Raw genomic sequence first — 19710 nt, forward strand, 5'->3', positions numbered from 1 at the left:
GCACCGCGCAGCACAGTGATCCGCGTTCGCTGAACGAGGGGGCTGCGGCTCAGTCGTCAACGCATGACCTTGACCAGCTCATGGGGGCCGGGGGCATCATCAGGTGGGAGACCGCAGCGAGGCGCCCGGCCGATCGGGTGAACCGGCGATCGACCTGAAGCAAGGGAGTCCCCAGATGACCACGTACCTGATCTCGTTCCCCGGCGAGGCCATGGAGTTCCCAGCGGAGGACTTCGAGGCCGTGGTCGCGGACTCGCATGCCGTGATCGAAGCGGCCAAGGAGGCAGGTGTGTACGTCTTCGGCGGCGGTATCGACGAGGCTGTCCCACCGGTTCTCGTGGCCAGTGACGGCACCGTGACTGCGGGGACCCACCCGGGTCACACCGTGCCCAACGGCGGGTACACGATTCTGGAACTTCCCTCGCGGGAGGCGGCACTCGAGTGGGCGGCCAAGCTCGCCGCCGCCTGCCGTTGCTCGCAGGAGGTCCGGCAGTTCCAGTACGACCCGGCCAGCTGATCGTTGCGCCCAGCATGACTACGCGTGGCGAGTCCATGCCTGCCTTGCTGGCCAGTGCCACCATGAACCGGCCAGCGGCCAGGCGTATGAGGTAGCCACGCTGTGAGCCGTGGGTCTGACAGCTTCACCCGAGCAGTACCTGCGCTGCGGTCAATCCGAGCCAGCTGTCAGACAGTGGCAGGTGCCTCGACACGTTCCCGCACGGCCACACCGTCGGGCCCTTCGAAGCGGCGACCCCAGCCGGTGGCGACGGCCACGATCAGGACCGCGGTCAGGGCCAGCGGGTACCAGGTCGCGCCGAAGATCGCAGGAGTGTCGAGGGCGGGAGCGACATCATGCCCATCGGTGAGTAGCGCGCCGATGAACAGGAACGCGCTGAACACAGGCACCACGCAGGAAACGCCCATCGCGAAGCAGTCCATCACGTTCGTCCGCCGGTAGGGGTGCAGGCCCTGGCGCGCCCCGATCTCGTCCGCCACCGGCCCGAAGGTGAGCATCGAGGCCGAGTTCACGCCGCCGAACAGCACGGTGGTGGCACTGACCCCGAGCCCGATCGCCGCCTCCGCGCCCCGCGGGGTTCCGGCCAGGCGGCCCCGCGCGAGTCCGTCCACGATCCGGTTCAGCACGCCGGCCGCACGCAGCACGCCCATGATCCCGAACACCGCGGTCACCAGGCACACCGTCGGCAGCAGCGCGGATACCCCGCCGACCAGGAACCCGGTCGCATGTCCGTCGGTCACCCCGATCACACCGGACGGCTCCAGCAGACCGACGAGGAGCGCCGTCACGGTCCCCAGCGCCAGCCCGGCCGTGACGGCAAGGAAGATGTTGCGGGTACGGAACGCGACAATCAGCATCACGGCCATCGGGATCAGCATGATCAGCCCGAGTGGGTTCGCGCTCTCGGCGAGCTGGGTCTCGTCCACGGCGCCGCCTCCGGCGCCTCCGAAGATGACGAACCCGACGGCGCTCAGTCCAGCTGCCACCAGGGCGTACCGTGCCCGGCTGGTCACCACGCCGCCGATATCCGCGGCGCCCTCCTTGCGACGGAACCGCTGCGTGGAGGCGGAGATGATCGTGGTGTCCGAGATGGGCGCGAGGTTGTCCCCGAAGATCGCCCCGGAGACGATGGCGCCGGCGAGCATGGTCGGATCGGCGCCGAGCAGCACACCCGCCGGGTAGAAGATCGGGAACGCGGTGAACATCGTGCCGATCGATGAGCCCGTGGCCATCGCGATCAGGCAGCACGCCGCGAACGAGAAGAGCGTGAGGACCGCCCCGCTCATCCCGGCCTGGTCGGCGATCCAGACGAACCCGCCGGAGACGTCGGAGTCCTTGATGAGCTGGCCCAGCATGCCGACCATGAAGAGCACCACGATGATCGAGACAGACGTCGGGCTGCCGATGCCCGCCATCACAGCGTCCCAGAACTTGGTGTAGCGCCGAGCCAGCAGCGCGCCGATCAGCAGTGCGATGAACCCGCCCGTGGCGAGCGCGGTCATGTCGAAGGCGTCCAGCACCACGAAATAGAGCACGCAGAACACACCGAAGATCGCCACCGGCACGAATGCCATCGCCCAGCCACCGCGGAAGGTCAGTGCCTCGTCGGTCTGGTCCTGGTCAGTCATGTCGTCTCCACCCCACACTCAGACGCGCACCGTCGCGCGCACGTCGCCCCGGACGGTACACCGCCTCCACGCTGCTGTGCAATCACACTGCACATGTGCAGTGAGACTGTATGCTAGCTGCATGATCGGGGGACGACTACGCGACCTGCGCGCCGAGCAAGACCTGAGCCTGCGCGCCCTGGCCGAGCGGACCGGCCTCTCGGCCACCCTGCTCAGTCAGATCGAGCGGGGCAAGGTCGAACCGAGCTTGAAGTCGCTCCGACTGCTCGCCTCGGTGCTCGGCCAATCCGTCGGAGAGCTGTTCGACTCCTCCGAGTCCTTGACCGTGCGAATCTCCCGACCCGGGGAGCGCTCCCGGATCACGTCCCCTCGCGGGTACATCCAGTACGAACGCCTCGCCCCCAGCAACGGCCAGCTCGAAGTGCTGCGCGGGGTGCTCGCGCCGGGCGAGGTCTCCAGCGACGAACCCTGGTCGCACCCCTCGATCGAGTGCGTCGTGGTGCTGGCCGGCACTCTCACCGTGCACGTGGCCGAGACGGCTCACGAGGTCACCGCGGGGGAGTCGGTCACCTTCGACTCCCGTCAACCGCACCGCTATCAGAACGTCACCGACGGCGTGGTCGAGTTCCTCGTCTCCGTTGCCCCGCCGTCCCCGTAAGGAAGAGCCATGGATCGCCACAGCATCGACTGGACCGGGTACATTCCGGCCATCACCACCCCGTTCAGCCGCGACGGCGCACTCGACCTGGACGCTCTCGCCGGCCAGATCGCCTGGATGCGCGAGCAGCGACTGCACGGCATCATCCTCGCCGGCACCAGCGGCGAGTGGTTCAGCATGTCGGCCGCCGAGCGCGCGGACCTGTTCACCGAGGGCGCCCGCGCCGCGGACGGGTCGATGTGGGTGATCGGCGCCTGCAACGCCTTCACCGCTGAGGAAGCCATCGGGCACGCCCATGCGGCCGAGCGGGCCGGGCTGGACGGCATCCTGCTCACCCCGCCGCCCTACATCGTGCCGAGCCGGGCCGAGGTGGTGCGCTTCTACCACGACGTCTCCGACGCCACCGACATCCCGTTGTGCGTCTACAACTGGCCCCGCGGCTGCATCGTGGACCTGGACACCGACACGCTCACCGAGCTGGCCGCGATCGAGAACGTGGTGGCGATCAAGAACTCCACCGGGAACTTCTCTCAGTTCCTGGCCGGGATGTACGCCCTCGAGGACTCGGTGCGCTACTTCGGACTGCCCACCAGCGAGCTCGGCGCCGACCTGGCGCTGCTCGGCCACGGCGACGGGCTGATGGGCTCGGGCGCCCCGCTCGGCGCCGACCACTCCGACTACTGGCGCGCCATCGACGCCGGCGACCGGGACCGTGCCGTGGCGCTCGGCGCCCGCGACCGCGTGGTGATGCACCGGTGGTTCCAGCCCGATTACGGCGCCCGGTTCGGCAACCAGCAGGCCATCATGAAGACCGCACTGCGGCTGCAGGGCGTCCCCGCCGGCTATGTGCGCCGCCCGCTGCTCGAGCTCACCGACGACGAGGCGGCGATCATCGCCGGAACCTTGCACGACCTCGGCATCGAGACCGTGCCGCTGGCCGACTGACCGATGCCTGCGCACTACGACGCGGTCATCATCGGCGGTGGTCTGCTCGGCTGCACCATGGCCTGGATGCTGGCCCGGGACGGCGCCACGGTGCTGCTCGCCGAGCGCGATGAGCTCAACGCGCACGCGTCCGGGCAGAACGCCGGGAGCCTGCACTTCCAGCTCGAGTACCGGATGGTCGAGCAGGGGATTGAGGCTGCCCGCACCGCTGCCGAGGCGATGCCGTTGCACCTGGCCGCCGCCGAGCTGTGGTCGGGCCTGACCGACGAGCTCGGTGAGGAACTCGGGGTCGCCCAGCACGGCGGGCTGATGCTCGCCGAGGACGCTGAGCAGGCTCGCGTGCTGGAGGCGAAGACCCAGCTCGAACAGTCGTGGGGTCTGGACGTGCATTTGCTCGACGGGAACGAGGCCCGCCGGATCGCGCCGTATCTGGCCGACGAGGTCGTCGCTGCCGCGTACTGCCCGATCGAGGGCAAAGCCGACACCCGGATCGCCGCCCCCGCGTTCGCGCGAGGCGCCACCGGCACCGGTGCGCAGGTGCGCACCCGGACCGAGGTGGTCGCCCTACGCAGGTCCGGTACCTCCTGGCTGGTGGACCTGCGAACACCCGACGGCGAAGGTGCCGACGAGCGGGTAGTGACGGACGCCGTCGTGCTCGCTGCGGGGGTGTGGACCGGTGAGCTGGGCGCACTGATCGATGCCCGGCTCCCCACCATCCCGATGGCACTGACGATGACCGCCACGACCGCGCAGGAACCGACGATCGCGCACCTGGTGCAGCACGCCGGCCGACGGCTCTCCCTCAAGCAGGCCCATGCGGGGAACGTGCTGATCGGGGGCGGCTGGCCGGCCCGGCTGCTCACCGATGCGGCCGGACGCCCCGACTTCCGCCGCCGCCCCGAACTGATCGGCTCCTCCGTGGCAGGCAACCTCGCCGCGGCCGTGCGTGCGGTGCCGTGGGTCGCGTCCGTGCCCGCGCTGCGCACCTGGGTGGGCACCACCACCGTGACCCCGGACCAGCTGCCCCTGGTGGGCGCGGTCCCGGGCAACGCCGGGGTGTTCGTGGCCACCGGCGGCTCCGCGTTCACGCTGGGACCGAGCTTCGCGCAGGTGATCGCCGACCTGGTGCAGCACCGCCGGCCTGACCACGACCTGAGCCCGTACGACCCCGCCCGGTTCGACAAGGAGGCTGCATGAGCGGCTATCGGCGCCTGGACGTGCGGCGTGGGAAGCCCGTGCAGGTCACCGTGGACGGCGAACAGATACCGGCGCACCAGGGGGAGACCCTGGCGGCGGCGCTGCTCGCCGCCGGTGTGGACGAGTTCCGGCGCACGCGCACCGGCGACCCGCGCGCCCCGCTGTGCCACATGGGCACTTGCTTCGAGTGCGTGCTCACCGTGGACGGCGCGCCGCTCACCCGCGCCTGCCTCACGCCGGTGCGGGACGGGATGGTTGTGACCCGAGAGGCAGGGCAGTCGTGAAGGCGGTGACGATCGTCGGGGCCGGACCGGCTGGGCTCGCCGCGGCCGCGGTGCTGGATGCCCACGACGTGCCGGTGCTGCTGGTGGACGAGCAGCCCCGCCCCGGTGGACAGATCTTCCGCCAACCTCCAGCCAGCTTCCCCGGTGCGGAGGCCGCCTACACGGCCGGCTATGGCTGGGGCAGGGATCTGGTGACCGTGCCGGAACGCCCGGGCATCGCCTTCGCCGGCTCCACGACGGCGCTCGGTGTGCTGCACGAGCGAGTTGATGAGGGCGGGCACGGGCTGGTCGCCGGACCGGCAGGCCCGCGCACCGGGCCGGACCGGCTCAGTGTGGTGCTCCGCGGCCCGGACGGGGTGCGCTCATACGAGACCGCGGCGCTGCTCGTGGCCACCGGCGCCTACGACATGCCCGTGCCGATGCCCGGCTGGACGTTGCCCGGGGTGGTGATGGCCGGTGCCGCGCAGGCCATGGTGAAGAGCCAGAAGATGGTGCCACCCGGGCCGATCGTGCTCTCCGGTGCCCACCCGTTGCTGCTGGTGGCGGCCGACCAACTGGTGCGCTCCGGCGCCGAGATCTCCGAGCTGGTGCTCACCCGCGGCCTGCCCGGACCGCGTGAGGCCTGGGCGGCGCTGCCGGCCGTGCCCGGGCACGTCGCGATGCTGGCCGAGCTCGGGGCCTCGGTCGCCCGGCTGCTCCGTGCGGGCGTGCGGATCAGAACCCGCAGCACGGTGGTAGGTGCCACCGGTGCGGACCGGGTGCAGGCCGTGCAGATCGACCGGCTGGATCCCCACGGCCAGCCGGCTGGGCGCCCACGGACCGTCGACGCCGCCACGCTCGTGCTCGGGTACGGCTTCCAGCCCTCCACCGAGCTGGCCCGGCAGGCCCGGTGCCGCCTGCATCATGACGCCATGGCCGGTGGCTGGGTGGTGGACCACGACGGCACCGGCCGCACCACGGCACCGGGGGTGTACGTGGCCGGCGAACCGACTGGCGTGGCCGGGGCCGAGGCCTCACGGGCCGAGGGTGTGCTTGCCGCGCTCTCGATCGTGGCGGATCTGGGTGGCGCGGTGTCTGCGCGGCAGTGGCGCGACGCGCGGCGGGGCGTGCGCGCTGCGGCCCGGTTCTCCCGTGTGGTTCAGGAGCTGTTCCAGGTGCCGCCGGCACTGCTGGATGCGCTCGCCACCGAGGAGACGGTGGTCTGCCGGTGTGAGCTGGTCAGTGCCGGGAAGCTGCAGAGCACGCTGGATCGGAACCCGCAGATGTCCACTGTCAGCGCCGTGAAGCTCGAGTGCCGGGCGGGTATGGGCCCCTGCCAAGGGCGCTATTGCGAGGCGAGCGTGAGCCGTGCGCTGTGCGCGGCGCGAGGGCGCCGTCCGGACCAGGCCGGATATGCGGCCGCGCATCTGCCCATCAAGCCGGTTCCGGTGAGTGACCTCGCCACGCTCACTACCGACCCGGACGCTCCTGCATCGGGTGGGGTGCGCTGATGACCTCAGGGGGTGGGCGGCGTGACCGCAAGGATGATCTGCGCCGGGGCATCGGTGTGGTTGGCGAACAGGTGCGGCAGCCTGGAATCGAAGGTGATCGACTCGCCGGTGGCCACCTCGTAGTCCTGCCCGTCCACCGTGGCGGTGATCTGCCCGGACAGCACGTAGACGCACTCGGTGGAGACGTGCCCCCACGGTTCAGTGGCGCTCCGGTCGCCGGGTGCCAGATCGGCACGCAGCACCTCCAGGTCACCGCGCCCGGGCGTGAGGCGCTCGTAGGTGATCTGCCCGGCCGGAGCCTGCATCCGGAACCGTTCACCGGCTCGCGAGACGTGGACCGGCGGCGCGTCCGGTTCGCGGAAGAGGTCCGCGAGGTCGGACTCGAACACCTTCGCCAGTTTGCGCAGGGTCTCGACGCTCGGGTCGGTCTTGCCGTTTTCGATCTGACTGAGCAACGCCACGGACAACCCGGTGCGCTCGGCCAGCGAACGCAGCGTCAGCGACCGCGCACGGCGCAGCACTCGCAGGCGGTCACCGATCACAAGCCCTCCCGTGTTTCATTTCGATGAACATTTTCACCAAGGCTATACACTGGCCACGATTGCATGGTCTCATACCGGCAATCGGAGCCACCGGAGTTTCGACCACGCTGACCCAGCGACGAGGCCGGCACGGTCGACTGAATGGAGACATCATGGGAGCGCGACCTGGACGCGTCGGAGCGGCCGTAGCCGTTGCCGTCGCCCTGACACTGACGGCATGCACGGCCGGAGGGAGCGGAAACGGCGGCGGTGCTGCTGGCGGTAGTGATTCCGACGGCGGTGCCACCCAGGGCGGGACTCTCACCGTGAGCACGTCCTTCGTGGTGAACAGCCTGGACCCCGGTCAGGTGTATGAGGCGACCGGCGCTCTGGCCGTGCACGCCATGTACGACACGCTCGTCACCTTCGAAGGGTCCGACGTGACCACCCCGGTGCCGCTGCTCGCCGAGTCGTGGGAGGTCAACGACGACGCCACCGAGTTCACCTTCACGCTCACCGATGGCGCGGTCTTCTCCGACGGGACCCCGGTCACGGCCGAGGACGTCGTCTTCAGCATCAACCGACTGCACAACCTCCAGGGCAGCCCGGCGGTCACTGTCGAGGGGCTTTCGGCCAGCTCGCCGTCCGAGGGTGTGGTCGTGGTGACCAGCGAGCAGTCCAACCCGAACGTGCCGACCATCCTTGCCATGCCCGCGGCCGGCATCCTGAACGCCGAGGCCACCGAGGCGGAGGGCGGCACCGCCGCGGAGGATGCCGCCAGCGCGGACGCCGCCACCGAGTTCCTGAACGGGGAATCCCTCGGCTCTGGTCCGTACGTGCTCGACTCCTTCGACCCGGCGTCCGAGATCGTCCTGACGGCGAACCCGGAGTACTGGGGCGAGACGCCCGGATACCAGCGCATCGTGATCTCCAACGTGGAGGCCGAGACGCAGAAGCTCACCATGCAGCGCGCCGAGGGCGACCAGATCGCACTCGACCTCTCCGGTCGCCTGCTCGAGGACCTGCCGGAGAGCGTGCAGGTCTCGGCCAGCCAGGACACGTTCTACTTCCTCACCCTGCACCAGGACCCGGCGATCTCGGAGATCACCTCGAACCCGGACTTCGTCCGCGCGCTGCGTGCCTCCATCGACTATGACGGCCTGGCCGCGCTGTTCGGCGAGGACGCGCTGCCGGCTGCCGGGATGGTGCCCACCGCGTTCCCGGGCGCCCTCCCGGAGAGCGAGGCACAGCAGCAGGACCTCGCCGCCGCGGCCGACCACCTCGAGGCCTCAGGCATCACAGACCCGACCGTCGAGCTGATGTACCCCGCCATCACCTACCGCGGTGTGGACCTGGGCACCATCGCCACCAAGATCCAGTTCGACGCCGACCAGGCCGGTATCGAGATCGTGCTCGATCCGCAGCCGATCGCCTCCTTCCTGGAGGCCCAGACCGCCGGCGAGGTGCCGTTCCGGTTCAGCCCGCAGTCGCTGAACTACCCGGTGGCGGCCTCCCTGGTGAACAACTTCGCCCCCGGCCAGGCCAGCGCCACGCGCACCGGTTGGACCGAGGACCGGGCTAGCGAGGAGATCATCGCCGCCGGTGCGGCGGTGCAGAGTGCACCCGACGCGGAGAGCCAGATCAGTGCGATCCAGGATTGGCAGCACCTGCTGAACGAGGACAGCCCGTACGTGACGCTGGCATACAACTCCGGCGTGGTGGCGGCCACCGAGACGATCGCCAACGCCGAGTACTCCCCGGCCGGGTGGCAGGTGGACCTGCGGGCGGTCGCACCGCAGTGATGGCATGAGCACGACAACCACGTCACCTGCGTCCACTGTTTCTCGTTCCGCGGCCCGGCGACTCCGGGTGGGCGGGTACGCCCTCGGGGCGTACCTGCTCCGCCGGCTGGTGATCACCGCGGTGCTGCTGCTCGGCGTCACCGCCGTCACCTTCCTGCTGGTGCAGCTGGTGCCGGGGGACTCGATGACCGCCACGCTCTCCGAGGCGGCCCTGCAGGACCCCGAGATCGTGGCTGCCTATCGCGAGCGGTGGGGTCTCGATGAGCCCGTGCACGTGCAGTACCTGGTGTACCTGCAGAACGTGCTCACCGGTGACCTCGGCGTCTCCCAGCAAACCGGCCGGTCCGTGCTCGGCGATCTGATGACCTACGTGCCGGCCACCCTGGAGATCGCCGTCCCGGCGATGCTGCTCTCCCTGCTCATCGGTGTGGCGGTCGGCCTCTACGCAGCCGTCCGGCACGGCCGTGCGGGTGACCAGGTGGTCCGTGCGGGCACCCTGCTCGGGTTGTCCACGCCGCCGTTCTGGCTCTCCCTGGTGGTGCTCTACGTCTTCTTCTTCGTCCTGGGCATCTCGCCCTCGGGCGGGCGGCTGAGCACCTACTGGGTGCCGCCGGAGCAGGTCACCGGGGTGATGAGCCTGGATGCCCTGCTGGCCGGCGAACCGGCCATGGCCTGGGACGCCGTCCAGCACGCGGTGCTCCCGGTGCTCGTGCTGACCGTGCTGACCGTGGCCACGCTCGTGCGGTTCGTCCGCTCGGCGATGCTCGAAGTACTCGACCAGGACTACATCCGCGCCGCCCGGGCCAAAGGGCTCCCGGGCCGGACCGTGCTGCTCTCGCACGTGCTGCGTGCCGGGCTGGTGCCGGTGATCACGGTGAGCGGACTTGCCTTCGCGGCCCTGCTCTCCGGCACGGTGCTGGTGGAGCAGATCTTCTCCTGGCCGGGGGTCGGGCAGTACGCCTACCGAGCCGCCGCGGCCCTCGATATGCCCGCCATCCTCGGCGTCAGCCTGTTCGTGGCCGTGGTGTACACGGTCGTCAACCTGATCGTCGACCTGTTGTACGGACTGATCGACCCGAGGATCCGGCTGTCATGAGCATCGAACCCCGTACCGACGATGTCGTGGCCCAGACCGACGACCGGGTGGACCGCGCCCTCGGACGGCGCCGCTGGGCGGGCCGGCTCCGCCTCTCCCAGATCCACTCCACCTGGCGCCAGCCGTCCGTGGTGCTGGCGATGGTGCTGCTGGCCGCCTGGGTGCTCGCCGCGCTGCTCGCCCCGGTGCTCGCCGGCCAGGACCCGATCGCGCAGTCCGGTGACCTGTACATGCCACCCTCGGGTGCGCACTGGTTCGGCACCGACGAGCTCGGCCGGGACGTCTTCGCCCGGGTGGTGCACGGAGCCCGGCTCTCCCTCCCGCTCGCCGTGATCATCGTGGCCTGCGCCCTCGCGATCGGTGGCCTGCTCGGCCTGCTGGCCGGCTACCTGGGCCGCGGCTTCGATGAGGCGATCATGCGGATCACCGACCTGGTGTTCGCCTTCCCGCAGATCATCCTCGCGATGGCCGTGGCCGCCGCTTTCGGCCCGAGCACGCAGAATGCGGTGATCGCGCTGGTGATCGTCTCCTGGCCGGTCTACGCCCGGGTGATCCGCTCGGCCGTGCTGAGCATCCGCTCCTCGGACTTCCTCGCTGCCTCCCGGCTGCTCGGGGTGGGGCCCTGGCGTGCCCTACGCAAGGACGTCCTGCCGAACAGCGTGGGTCCCGCCGTCGTGCTGGCCACGCTGGAGCTCGGCAACGCCGTGCTGATGTTGGCGGCCCTGTCCTTCCTCGGCCTCGGCCCGCGCCCGCCGGCGCCCGAGTGGGGCGCGATGATCGCGGCCGGGTCCAAGGACCTGTCCATCTGGTGGGTGAGCGTGTTCCCCGGCCTGGCGATCCTCACCGTGGTGCTCGCCTTCAACGTGATCGGTGACGCGCTGCGCGACCGCCTGGACCCCCGCTACGCGAAGGGACTGTCATGACCGCGCTGCTCGAGGTGGAGAACCTCGGCGTCCATCTGCCCGGTGACATGCCCGTCATCCACGACGCCACCCTGCGCGTGGACGAGGGGGAGGTCGTCGGGGTCGCCGGGGAGAGCGGGTCCGGGAAGTCGATGACGGCGTCCGCCCTGCTCGGTCTGCTGCCTCCCGGGGCGCGCACCAGCGGCGCAGCCCGGTTGCACGGGGTGCCCCAGCCGGGCGGTAGCGGCACCTCCACGGTGGATCTGCTCGGCCTGCGCGGTGCGGAGTGGAACCGGGTGCGCGGCACCGAGATCGCGATGGTCTTCCAGGACGCGACCGCCTCGCTGCACCCGATGCTGAGTGTGGGCCGCCAGCTCACCGAGCACATGCGTGTGCACCTGGGCATGGACAAGTCCGCGGCCCGCCGTCGCGCGGTCGAGCTGCTGGACCGGGTGCGGATCCCCGACCCGGACCGCGCCCTGCGGGCCTACCCGCACCAGTTCTCCGGCGGGATGCGGCAGAGGGTCGCGATCGCCAGCGCCCTGGCCTGCCACCCGCGACTGCTCATCGCCGACGAGCCCACCACCGCCCTGGACGTGACCGTGCAGGCCGGCATCCTGCGCCTGCTCGATGAGCTGCGCACCGAGACTGGCCTGTCGGTGCTGTTCGTCACCCACGATCTCGGCGTGCTCGCCTCACTCACCGCTCGCTCGTACGTCTTCTACGCCGGCCGGGTGATGGAGACCGCCCCCACCCCGGAGCTGGTGACCCGGCCGCGCCACCCGTACACCGCCGCGCTGTTGCGCGCACGCCCGCACGCCGATGAGAGCTGGGACCAAGGGGCTCGCCAGCCGCTGCAGTCGATCCCGGGCAGCCCGGTCACCCCGGCCACGGCCCCGCCCGGATGCCCGTTCGCACCGCGCTGCACGCACGCGATCGAGGAGTGCACGACGGCGGTCCCCACCTTGAGCGCAGCCGGCCCAGCCGGCCATGAGCTCGCCTGTGTGGTCCGCCCTGATGTGACGGAGGCTCTGGCATGAGCGCGAGGAGCTGTCAGGTTCTGCCGCAGGCCGGTACGGCGAGGGACGAGGGGTGCCGGAGGGAGGCACCGCAGTGGTCATGCGAAAGGGGTACAGCATGAGCGAGCAGCAAGCCGCCCTCGAGGTCACCGATCTTGAGGTCACCTTCCGCAGCCGTGGCCGTGGCACGGTGCATGCCGTGGACGGGGTGAGCCTGAGCGTCGCCCGTGGTGAGGTGGTCGGTCTGGTCGGGGAGTCCGGGTGCGGGAAGTCCTCCTTCGCTCGTGCCGTCGTCGGGCTGGAACGGGTGTCCGGTGGGTCGGTGCGCCTGGACGGCCGCGAGGTGCAGCCGGTGGGCTGGCGGGTGCGCTCCGACGTGCGTGTGCAGATGGTGTTCCAGAACCCGTACTCCTCGTTGAACCCGCGGCGCACCATCGGCTCCCAGATCCGCGACGGCATCCCCGCCGACGTGGCCGACCCCGAGGCCGATGTGGCCGATCTGCTCGAGCGGGTGGGCCTGGGCGCCGAGGCGGCCACCCGGTACCCGCACCAGTTCTCCGGCGGTCAGCGCCAGCGCGTGGCGATCGCCCGGGCACTCGCGCCCCGGCCCGAGATCCTGATCGCCGACGAGCCGGTGACTGCCCTGGACGCCTCCGCGCAGGCACAGATCGTCACCCTGCTCACGTCCCTGGTGCGGGACCTGGACGTGGGCATGCTGTTCATCTCCCACGATCTCGCGCTGGTACGCCAGATCGCCGACCGGACCGCGGTGATGTACCTGGGCCGGATCGTTGAGGACGGCGCCACGGATACCGTCTGGGGCGACCCGGCGCACCCCTACACGCACGCCCTGATTGACGCCATCCCGCGGATCAGTGCGCAGGCCACCCTCCCAGAGACACTGGCCGGGGAGGTGCCCGACGCCGCACACGTGCCCACCGGGTGCCGGTTCCGCCCCCGCTGCCCGTCCGCCATGGACATCTGCGCCGAGGATCCGCCGGTGGTACGGCTGGGGGACCGGCACGCCGCCTGTTGGCTGCACATCGAGACCAAGGAGAAGCACCACGTATGAGCACCAGCGAGGCCCGCGGGCCGATCGTGCTGACCAACTGCGCCACCTGGGACGGGTCGTCGGCGACCACTCAGACCGGTCAGGCGATCGTGATCGGCGCCGACGGCACCATCGAAGCCATCGGGGCTCAGGCAGAGGTGCTCGCCGGCCTGGGTGAGCACGGCACCAACGTACCGGCGCAGGTGGACCTGGGGGGCGCCGTCGTGGTCCCCGGCCTGGTGAACATGCACGTGCACCTCGGGCTCGGCCTGCCCGGCCCGATGCAGGACGCGCTGCACGGTGCCAGCGACGCCGAGCTGGTGCTGCTGATGGCCGGGAACGCGCGCGAGGTGCTGCACGCCGGCGTGACCACGGTGCGCCTGGTCGGGGAGACCCGGTACACCGACATGGCGCTGCGCACCGCGATCACCCACGGTGCGGTGGATGGTCCCCGGATCTTCACCGCCGGGCACGCGCTGTGCTGCACCGGCGGGCACGGGCACGACTCCGACGGGCTCGAGGCCGACGGTGCCGACGGGTTCACCCACGCCACCCGTGCCCAGCTGCGTGCCGGGGCCGACCTGATCAAGGTGTGCATCTCCGGCGGGATCGCCGGTGAGCACGAGTCCATCGACACCCCGCAGCTCACCGACGAGGAGATGGCCGCGGTGCTGCGCACCGCGCACGACTGGGGCCGCAAGGTCACCGCGCACGCCGGACCGGCACCGGTGATCACCCGCGCCGTCGAGCTCGGCCTGGACTGTGTGGAGCATGGCTACGAGCTCACCGCCGAGCTGTGCGACCTGATGGCCGCGCGGGGCGTGAGCTACGTGCCGACGATCACGGTGAGTCGGTGCGAGGAGTTCTTCCGCGCCAACCAGGTGCCCGAGTGGATGATGAACCGGGCGCTCGCGGCCGGTCCGCGGCACTGGGAGAGCCTGCAGCACGCGATCGCCGCCGGGGTGGAGATCATCATGGGCTCCGACATGCCGCCGCAGGCGCCGTTCGATGGGACCACGGCCACGGTGCGGGAGATCGAGTTCATGGTGGAGGCGGGGATGAGCCCGCACGCGGCGATGGTCTCCGCCACCAGCGCGGGAGCGAACTGGTTGGGCCGCGCCGGGGAGATCGGGGCGCTCGTGCCCGGCGCCGCGGCCGACCTGCTGGTGCTCGACGGCGACCCGCTCGCCGACATCTCCGCGCTGCGGTCGATGCATGCGGTGGTGCAGGCCGGGCGTGCTGTGCGCGACGATCGAGGGATGTTGCACGCACTGACCGGGAGCCCGTGATGGACGAACGCCGCACCGAACTGCATGATCTGCGCGTGGTGGTGGACCGGATCGAGGGGCGCTCGGTCTGCGGGATGGCGCCTGGGGATCACCTGGATGTGACCTGCTCGAGCCGGATCAGCATCCCCGAGGGCAAGCACTTCTGCCTTTACGCCCTCTCTGCAGTGCTGCCGCTGCTGCCGGCCGCACAACGTGCCGTGGATCCCGGGGACTGGCTCGCCACCGACAACGAGGTGGCCTGCCCGGACCCCGACGAACGGCTGATCATGCGGATCGAGCGCACCGGCCGCACCAGCATCCCCACGGAGGAGCTCACATGAGTGTGTCGTTGACGATCGCGCTGCAGTCGGACAAGCACGCCACCGACTACGCTCGCCTCTCCCGCGCCGTCGAAGCGCACGGGTTCGACGGACTCTCGGTGTACTCCGACCTCGGCTTCCAGCCGCCGATGGCGCCGCTGATGGTGGCCGCCGACGTGACCGAACGGCTGCGGCTGGGCCCGTCCTGCCTGAACCCCTACCTGCTGCACCCGGTGGAGATCGCCGGGCAGATCGCCGCACTGGACGAGGCCTGCGGTGGTCGCGCCTACCTGGGCCTGGCCCGCGGGTCCTGGCTGCAGCAGGTGTGCGTGACCCAGGATCGCCCGCTGGCGCACTTGGAGGACACCATCGAGATCGTCCGGCGGCTGCTCGCCGGGGACACCGGCGGTTACACCGGGCGCGCCTTCTCGATCGAGCCCGGCTTCCGGCTGCACTACACGCCGGTGCGGCCGGAGGTAGACGTGCTGCTCGGGGTCTGGGGACCGCGCGGTGCGGCCCTGGCCGGGCGGCTCGCTGACGAGGTGAAGATCGGCGGCTGCGCCAACCCGGACATGGTGGCGCAGATGCGCACCTGGCTGGACGTTTCGTCGGTGGCCGCCGGTCGCGGCGCCGGGGCGGTGGGCGTGTGCGCCGGTGCCGTGACCGTGGTGGACGACGACGGTGACGTGGCCCGTGGATTGGCCCGCCGCGAGGTGGCCATGTACGTGGACGTGGTGGCCGCACTCGACCCCACCGTGGAGGTGGAGGACGAGCTGCTTACCCGCCTGCGCGACCTGCTCGCCGAGGACCGCCCGGACGACGCCGGCGCCCTGCTCAGCGATGACCTGCTGGACCGGTTCGCCTTCGCGGGCACCCCGGCGCAGCTGGTGGAACACACGCTGCGCCTCGCCGACGCGGGTGCGGACCGGGTGGAGTTCGGCACCCCGCACGGGCTCACCGGCACCGGCGGGATCGCCCTGCTGGGTTCGCAGGTGGTGCCCGCCGTGCGGGCCGCGCTCGGCGAAACGGAAGGATCGCGCCGATGAACACGCGCCACGAGGCGGTGCGCGCCATCGCCGACGACTACGTGCGCGCCCGCGCCGCCGACGATCCCGAGGCGGCGGCCGCCCTCGGCCAGACGCCGGAACTTGTGATCGGCGATCTGTCACCGGACGGCTTCGCCCGGCGGCACGCTACCGACGTCGAGGCGTTGCGCCGGCTGACCGCGCTGGGCGCCGAAGCGCCCGAGACCGCGGAGGACCCGCTGGCCGCAGCGCTGACTGAACGCCTGCGCAGCGACATCGCCCTGGACGAGGTGGGCTTCACCCGCCGGCTCCTCGCACCACTGGCCACCCCGGTGCACCAGGTACGGCAGGCCTTCGACGACCTGCCCCGCTCCAGCGACGCCGACTGGCAGCGGGTAGCGCTCCACCTCGAGCACGTCCCGACGGCGTACGCCCAGTTCCGTGAGACCCTCACCGCCCAGGCCGCCGCGGGGAACATCGTGGCAGCACGACAGGTGCGCACCGTGGCCGAGCAGTGCCGCCGCTGGGTGGACCAGGGGTACTACCCCGGTGTGGTGGCCGGCTATGACAGCGGGGGCGCCACGGCGGCTCGGCTCGCCAGCGGAGCCGAGCGGGCTGTGGAGGCCACGTCGTCGTTCGCCCAGTACCTCGAGACCGAGCTGGCGCCTGCTGCCCCGGTGACGGACGCCGTCGGGCGGGACACCTACACGTGCACCAGCCAGGCGTTCCTCGGCGCGAGTGTGGACCTCGATGAGCTCTACGACTTCGGGTGGGAGCTGATCGACGAGCTGCGCGGGCGGGCCCGCGCCCTGGCCACTGAGATCGTCGGCACGCCAGACGTGGCGGCGGCGGTGGCAGCGCTCGATGCCGACCCGGATGGCCGGGTCGCCGTCGGGGACGAGCTGCAGGGCTGGTTGCAGGGCCGCATCGACGAGACCATGGCGGCGATCGACGGGGTGCTGGTGGACGTGCCCTCCCGCACCCGCCCGGTGGAGGCGATGCTCACCACCGCGGCGTCCGGGGTGATGTACTACACCGCGCCGGATGCGCAGCTGACCCGGCCCGGGCGCGTCTGGTGGACGGTACCCGAGGGGACCGAGAGCGTCGCCACCTGGCACGAGGTCAGCACCGTGCACCACGAGGGCGTGCCCGGCCACCACCTGCAGCACGCCGTCACCTACGCCTTGGACGACCTGCACCCGTGGCAGCGGCTGCTGTGCCACGTGCACGGGTACGCCGAGGGCTGGGCGCACTACGCCGAGGAGCTCGCGGGTGAGCTCGGACTCCTGCGCACCCCGGGGGAGGAACTCGGCATGGTGTTCGCCCGGCTGTGGCGCGCCTGCCGGATCGTGATCGACATCGGCCTGCACCTGGAGCTGCCGATCCCGGCCGACGCCCCCGGTCTGCCGGCGGGTGCACGGGAGTGGACCCCGCAGCTCGGTGCCCAGATGTTGCACGAGGTGGCCCAGGTGGATCCGGTGACGGCCGGGTTCGAGGTGGACCGCTATCTCGGCTGGCCCGGTCAGGCGCTCGCGTTCGCTGTGGGGGCGCGCCTGTGGCGGCAGACCCGGCAGAGCGTGCAGGCACGCACGGCGGGCACCTTCGATCTGCGCGAGTTCCACACCGCTGCGCTGCGGCTGGGCCCGATGGGGCTGGACCCGTTGCGCACGGCCCTGACCCGAACCTTCACCGAGGAGCGACCATGACTCAGCCGCAGGACCGCGCCGATCACGACGGCGCAGTCGCCGAGACCATCCGATCGCTGTACCTGGCCTTGGGGGACAGGGCTGCCTTCGATGCCCACCTTGCCGAGGACATCACCATCTGGGAGTCCGACGCCCCGGACCTGATCGATGGCGTGAGCGGGTTGGACGCGCTGCGCGACGAACGCGCCGGGCGGGCCAGCGCCGCCGACAGTGCGGCACCGGCGTGGGTGGCCCCGGAGGACATCCGGGTGGACCGCTGGGCCGAGGCGGCAGTGGCCCGGTTCGTGTTGCGAGCGCACTATCCCGATCGGGAGGACGAGACGTTCCGGGTCACCGACGTACTCACCCCAGTCGGGGGCCGGTGGAAGATCGTGCACCACCACGCCGAGCGCTACCCCCACTCCTGAGCCCTCAGAGCTGCGGCGCCACCTCACGGGCGATCAGGTCCAGGTGATCCAGATCTGAGAGGTCAAGGATCTGCAGGTAGGTGCGCTGCACGCCCTGGTCGGCGAGCCAGGCCAGCCGATCGGTGACCTCGGCGACAGTTCCTGCCACCCCGTGCTCACGCAGCTCAGCCGGTTCCCGGCCGATCGCGGCCGCGCGCCGTTGAAACTCCGCCTCGTCCGCGCCCACGCAGGCGACCAGCGCGGCCGAGTAGGTGATCTCGGCGGGGTCGCGCTCGATCGCCCGGCACGCCTGCCGCACCCGATCGAAGCCGGCGGCGATCTGGTCGAGCGGCGCGAAACCGAGGTTGAAGTCGCTGGCGTAGGTGGCGGCGAGCGCGGGGGTGCGCTTCTTGCCCTGGCCGCCGATCACGATCGGTACCGGCGATTGTGACGGCTTGGGCAGCGCGGGTGAGTCGCTGAGCTGGTAGTGCTCGCCCGAGTACGAGAATGTCTCGCCGGTGGGGGTGCTCCACAGTCCGGTGACGACGGCCAGTTGCTCCTCGAGGATCCCGAACCTCTTGTCCGGGAACGGGATGCCGTAGGCCGCGTGCTCCTGGGCGTACCAACCAGTGCCCAGGCCCAGTTCCACCCGCCCGCCGGACATCGCGTCCACCTGCGCCACCTGGATGGCCAGCACCCCTGGGAGGCGGAATGTCGCTGAGGAGACCAGGGTGCCGAGCCGGATCCGCGAGGTCTCCCGTGCCAGGCCGGCAAGGGTCACCCAGGAGTCCGTGGGGCCGGGCAGCCCGTCCGTGCCCATCGCCAGGTAGTGGTCGGAGCGGAAGAACGCGTCGAAGCCGAGGTCTTCTGTGGCTTTCGCGACCGCGAGCTGATCGTCGTAGGTGGCGCCTTGCTGGGGTTCGGTGAAGATGCGCAGCTGCATGGGTTCAGCCTGCCACGCTCCGCCCGCGTCCGGTGCCGACCGTTGTCGCCACCGGACGCTGATACCGACGGCGCATGGCACCTACCCGCCCAGCGCCCACGCGCCGAAAAACCCCTGGCGCGTTCCGCCGTCGGGATCTACGGTGGTGCGCACACGGGAAAGGAGGTGATCCGAGAAGTGAATTTTCTTCGGACGCGTGAGGTGACTGTCCGCTAGTCGCCCGTCAATGACACGGACGGACCGCCGTCTCGTCAGTGCGCGCGCACTAGCGAGACCACGGCAGTCACCGGAAGCCCGCGGGGGCCACCATTCGTCCAGGTGGCACTCGGCAGCCGCCGAGAACCCGCGGGCTTCGTCGTGCTCCCGGCGCCGGTCCGCCCGGCCTGCCGTCAGGAGAGCGCGAAGACGAGGGCGGCGATACCGAAGATGATCGCCAGCACCCCCAGCGTCGCCGCCAGCGTGATGCCGAAGACTTTCCCGAAGCTCCAGAACTTGGTCGGAACGTTGTAGGTGGCGAGCCGGTCGGTCCACCAGCGGTGCGGCGGGATTCCTTCGGCAGCCACGCGCTGGTTGTACTGTTCCACCGACTCACCCTGGTGCGGGGTGGGGTGAGCGCCGCCGAGGTCCACCTTCACCTTCGCGTTCGCGGTTCGCAGGGTCAGGTAGCACTGTGCCGCCCCGGCGTTGCCCATGTAGCTGGCCTTGGTGATCTCCTGCGGGCGGGCGTGGAACACCAGCTCCTGGTCGCCCAGAGGAGAGCGGTCGATCACCTGGATCTGGTCGTCAGCCGTCCAGACCAGCCGGGCAGGCTTCGTCTGGAACACGGTGACGCCGGTACTGCGGGTGACGTTCAGGCTGACGTCGCGGGCCTGGCCGGGCATGGACAAGGGGATCCTCCTGAGTCGATGGGACGCACTGAGACTAGCGGGAGTATCAGCGGGCACGATGCCCG

General features: G+C 70.9%; 20 protein-coding genes. 16 read left to right on the forward strand and 4 right to left on the reverse strand.

Translation table 11 applies throughout. The features are described 5' to 3' along the window. Positions 1–175: 175 nt before the first annotated feature. Positions 176–517, forward strand: coding sequence for a YciI family protein (locus IM660_RS01125; protein ID WP_193497619.1), 342 nt, complete (start codon positions 176–178; stop codon positions 515–517). A gap of 167 nt (positions 518–684) precedes the next feature. On the opposite strand, the gene IM660_RS01130 is transcribed toward IM660_RS01125, so the two are convergent. Next, the gene (locus tag IM660_RS01130) at positions 685–2145 is read right to left on the reverse strand and encodes a Na+/H+ antiporter NhaC family protein (protein ID WP_193497620.1); all 1461 of its coding nucleotides are present in this window, start codon (positions 2143–2145) and stop codon (positions 685–687) included. Between the two features lie 121 nt (positions 2146–2266). On the opposite strand from IM660_RS01130, the gene IM660_RS01135 reads away from it, so the two are divergent. From IM660_RS01135 to IM660_RS01155, 5 genes are read left to right on the forward strand one after another with little or no spacing between them, the layout of a single operon-like run. Continuing rightward, positions 2267–2803, forward strand: a complete 537-nt coding sequence (locus IM660_RS01135) for a helix-turn-helix domain-containing protein (protein WP_193497621.1) — start codon at positions 2267–2269, stop codon at positions 2801–2803. 9 nt (positions 2804–2812) lie between these two features. Beyond that, positions 2813–3748 carry a dihydrodipicolinate synthase family protein gene (locus IM660_RS01140; RefSeq protein ID WP_193497622.1) on the forward strand — a complete coding sequence of 312 codons (936 nt, stop codon included), beginning with the start codon at positions 2813–2815 and terminating at the stop codon, positions 3746–3748. Between the two features lie 3 nt (positions 3749–3751). Beyond that, the gene (locus tag IM660_RS01145) at positions 3752–4945 is read left to right on the forward strand and encodes an NAD(P)/FAD-dependent oxidoreductase (protein WP_193497623.1); all 1194 of its coding nucleotides are present in this window, start codon (positions 3752–3754) and stop codon (positions 4943–4945) included. Beyond that, entirely contained in the window at positions 4942–5229 is a 288-nt protein-coding gene (locus IM660_RS01150) for a (2Fe-2S)-binding protein (protein WP_193497624.1), read from the forward strand. Before IM660_RS01145 ends, IM660_RS01150 begins: the two co-directional genes overlap by 4 nt. Continuing rightward, the gene (locus IM660_RS01155) at positions 5226–6719 is read left to right on the forward strand and encodes an FAD/NAD(P)-dependent oxidoreductase (protein ID WP_193497625.1); all 1494 of its coding nucleotides are present in this window, start codon (positions 5226–5228) and stop codon (positions 6717–6719) included. Before IM660_RS01150 ends, IM660_RS01155 begins: the two co-directional genes overlap by 4 nt. 5 nt (positions 6720–6724) lie before the next feature. Here the strand turns inward: IM660_RS01155 and IM660_RS01160 are convergent, their stop codons facing one another. Further along, positions 6725–7261: a cupin domain-containing protein gene (locus tag IM660_RS01160; protein WP_193497626.1), complete on the reverse strand. Its 537-nt coding sequence runs from the start codon at positions 7259–7261 to the stop codon at positions 6725–6727. A gap of 152 nt (positions 7262–7413) precedes the next feature. Here IM660_RS01160 and IM660_RS01165 point away from each other — a divergent pair, with 152 nt between their 5' ends. From IM660_RS01165 to IM660_RS01210, 10 genes are all read left to right on the forward strand, one after another. Then, the gene (locus IM660_RS01165; protein ID WP_193497627.1) at positions 7414–9042 is read left to right on the forward strand and encodes an ABC transporter substrate-binding protein; all 1629 of its coding nucleotides are present in this window, start codon (positions 7414–7416) and stop codon (positions 9040–9042) included. A 4-nt stretch (positions 9043–9046) separates the two neighbouring features. Next, positions 9047–10138: an ABC transporter permease gene (locus tag IM660_RS01170; protein ID WP_193497628.1), complete on the forward strand. Its 1092-nt coding sequence runs from the start codon at positions 9047–9049 to the stop codon at positions 10136–10138. Continuing rightward, the gene (locus IM660_RS01175) at positions 10135–11061 is read left to right on the forward strand and encodes an ABC transporter permease (RefSeq protein ID WP_193497629.1); all 927 of its coding nucleotides are present in this window, start codon (positions 10135–10137) and stop codon (positions 11059–11061) included. The genes IM660_RS01170 and IM660_RS01175 overlap by 4 nt, the downstream gene beginning before the upstream one ends. Further along, positions 11058–12080 (forward strand): ABC transporter ATP-binding protein, encoded by a 1023-nt coding sequence (locus tag IM660_RS01180; RefSeq protein ID WP_193497630.1) that lies wholly within the window; start codon positions 11058–11060, stop codon positions 12078–12080. The genes IM660_RS01175 and IM660_RS01180 overlap by 4 nt, the downstream gene beginning before the upstream one ends. Before the next feature lie 97 nt (positions 12081–12177). Next, positions 12178–13131 (forward strand): ABC transporter ATP-binding protein, encoded by a 954-nt coding sequence (locus IM660_RS01185; protein WP_193497631.1) that lies wholly within the window; start codon positions 12178–12180, stop codon positions 13129–13131. Further along, the gene (locus tag IM660_RS01190) at positions 13128–14399 is read left to right on the forward strand and encodes an amidohydrolase family protein (protein WP_193497632.1); all 1272 of its coding nucleotides are present in this window, start codon (positions 13128–13130) and stop codon (positions 14397–14399) included. The genes IM660_RS01185 and IM660_RS01190 overlap by 4 nt, the downstream gene beginning before the upstream one ends. Then, positions 14399–14719: a TIGR04076 family protein gene (locus IM660_RS01195; protein ID WP_089773902.1), complete on the forward strand. Its 321-nt coding sequence runs from the start codon at positions 14399–14401 to the stop codon at positions 14717–14719. Before IM660_RS01190 ends, IM660_RS01195 begins: the two co-directional genes overlap by 1 nt. Then, a complete protein-coding gene (locus tag IM660_RS01200; RefSeq protein ID WP_193497633.1) occupies positions 14716–15744 on the forward strand; it encodes an LLM class flavin-dependent oxidoreductase in 1029 nt (342 codons plus the stop codon). Before IM660_RS01195 ends, IM660_RS01200 begins: the two co-directional genes overlap by 4 nt. Then, positions 15741–17429: a DUF885 domain-containing protein gene (locus IM660_RS01205; protein WP_193497634.1), complete on the forward strand. Its 1689-nt coding sequence runs from the start codon at positions 15741–15743 to the stop codon at positions 17427–17429. Before IM660_RS01200 ends, IM660_RS01205 begins: the two co-directional genes overlap by 4 nt. Then, the gene (locus IM660_RS01210; protein WP_193497635.1) at positions 17426–17836 is read left to right on the forward strand and encodes a nuclear transport factor 2 family protein; all 411 of its coding nucleotides are present in this window, start codon (positions 17426–17428) and stop codon (positions 17834–17836) included. Before IM660_RS01205 ends, IM660_RS01210 begins: the two co-directional genes overlap by 4 nt. Positions 17837–17840: 4 nt before the next feature. Here the strand turns inward: IM660_RS01210 and IM660_RS01215 are convergent, their stop codons facing one another. After that, the gene (locus IM660_RS01215; RefSeq protein WP_193497636.1) at positions 17841–18758 is read right to left on the reverse strand and encodes an LLM class F420-dependent oxidoreductase; all 918 of its coding nucleotides are present in this window, start codon (positions 18756–18758) and stop codon (positions 17841–17843) included. A 389-nt stretch (positions 18759–19147) separates the two neighbouring features. Further along, a complete protein-coding gene (locus IM660_RS01220) occupies positions 19148–19639 on the reverse strand; it encodes a hypothetical protein (RefSeq protein WP_193497637.1) in 492 nt (163 codons plus the stop codon). Positions 19640–19710: the final 71 nt, after the last annotated feature.

Origin of the sequence: Ruania alkalisoli (assembly GCF_014960965.1) — a bacterium.
GTDB classification, from domain to species: domain Bacteria; phylum Actinomycetota; class Actinomycetes; order Actinomycetales; family Beutenbergiaceae; genus Ruania; species Ruania alkalisoli.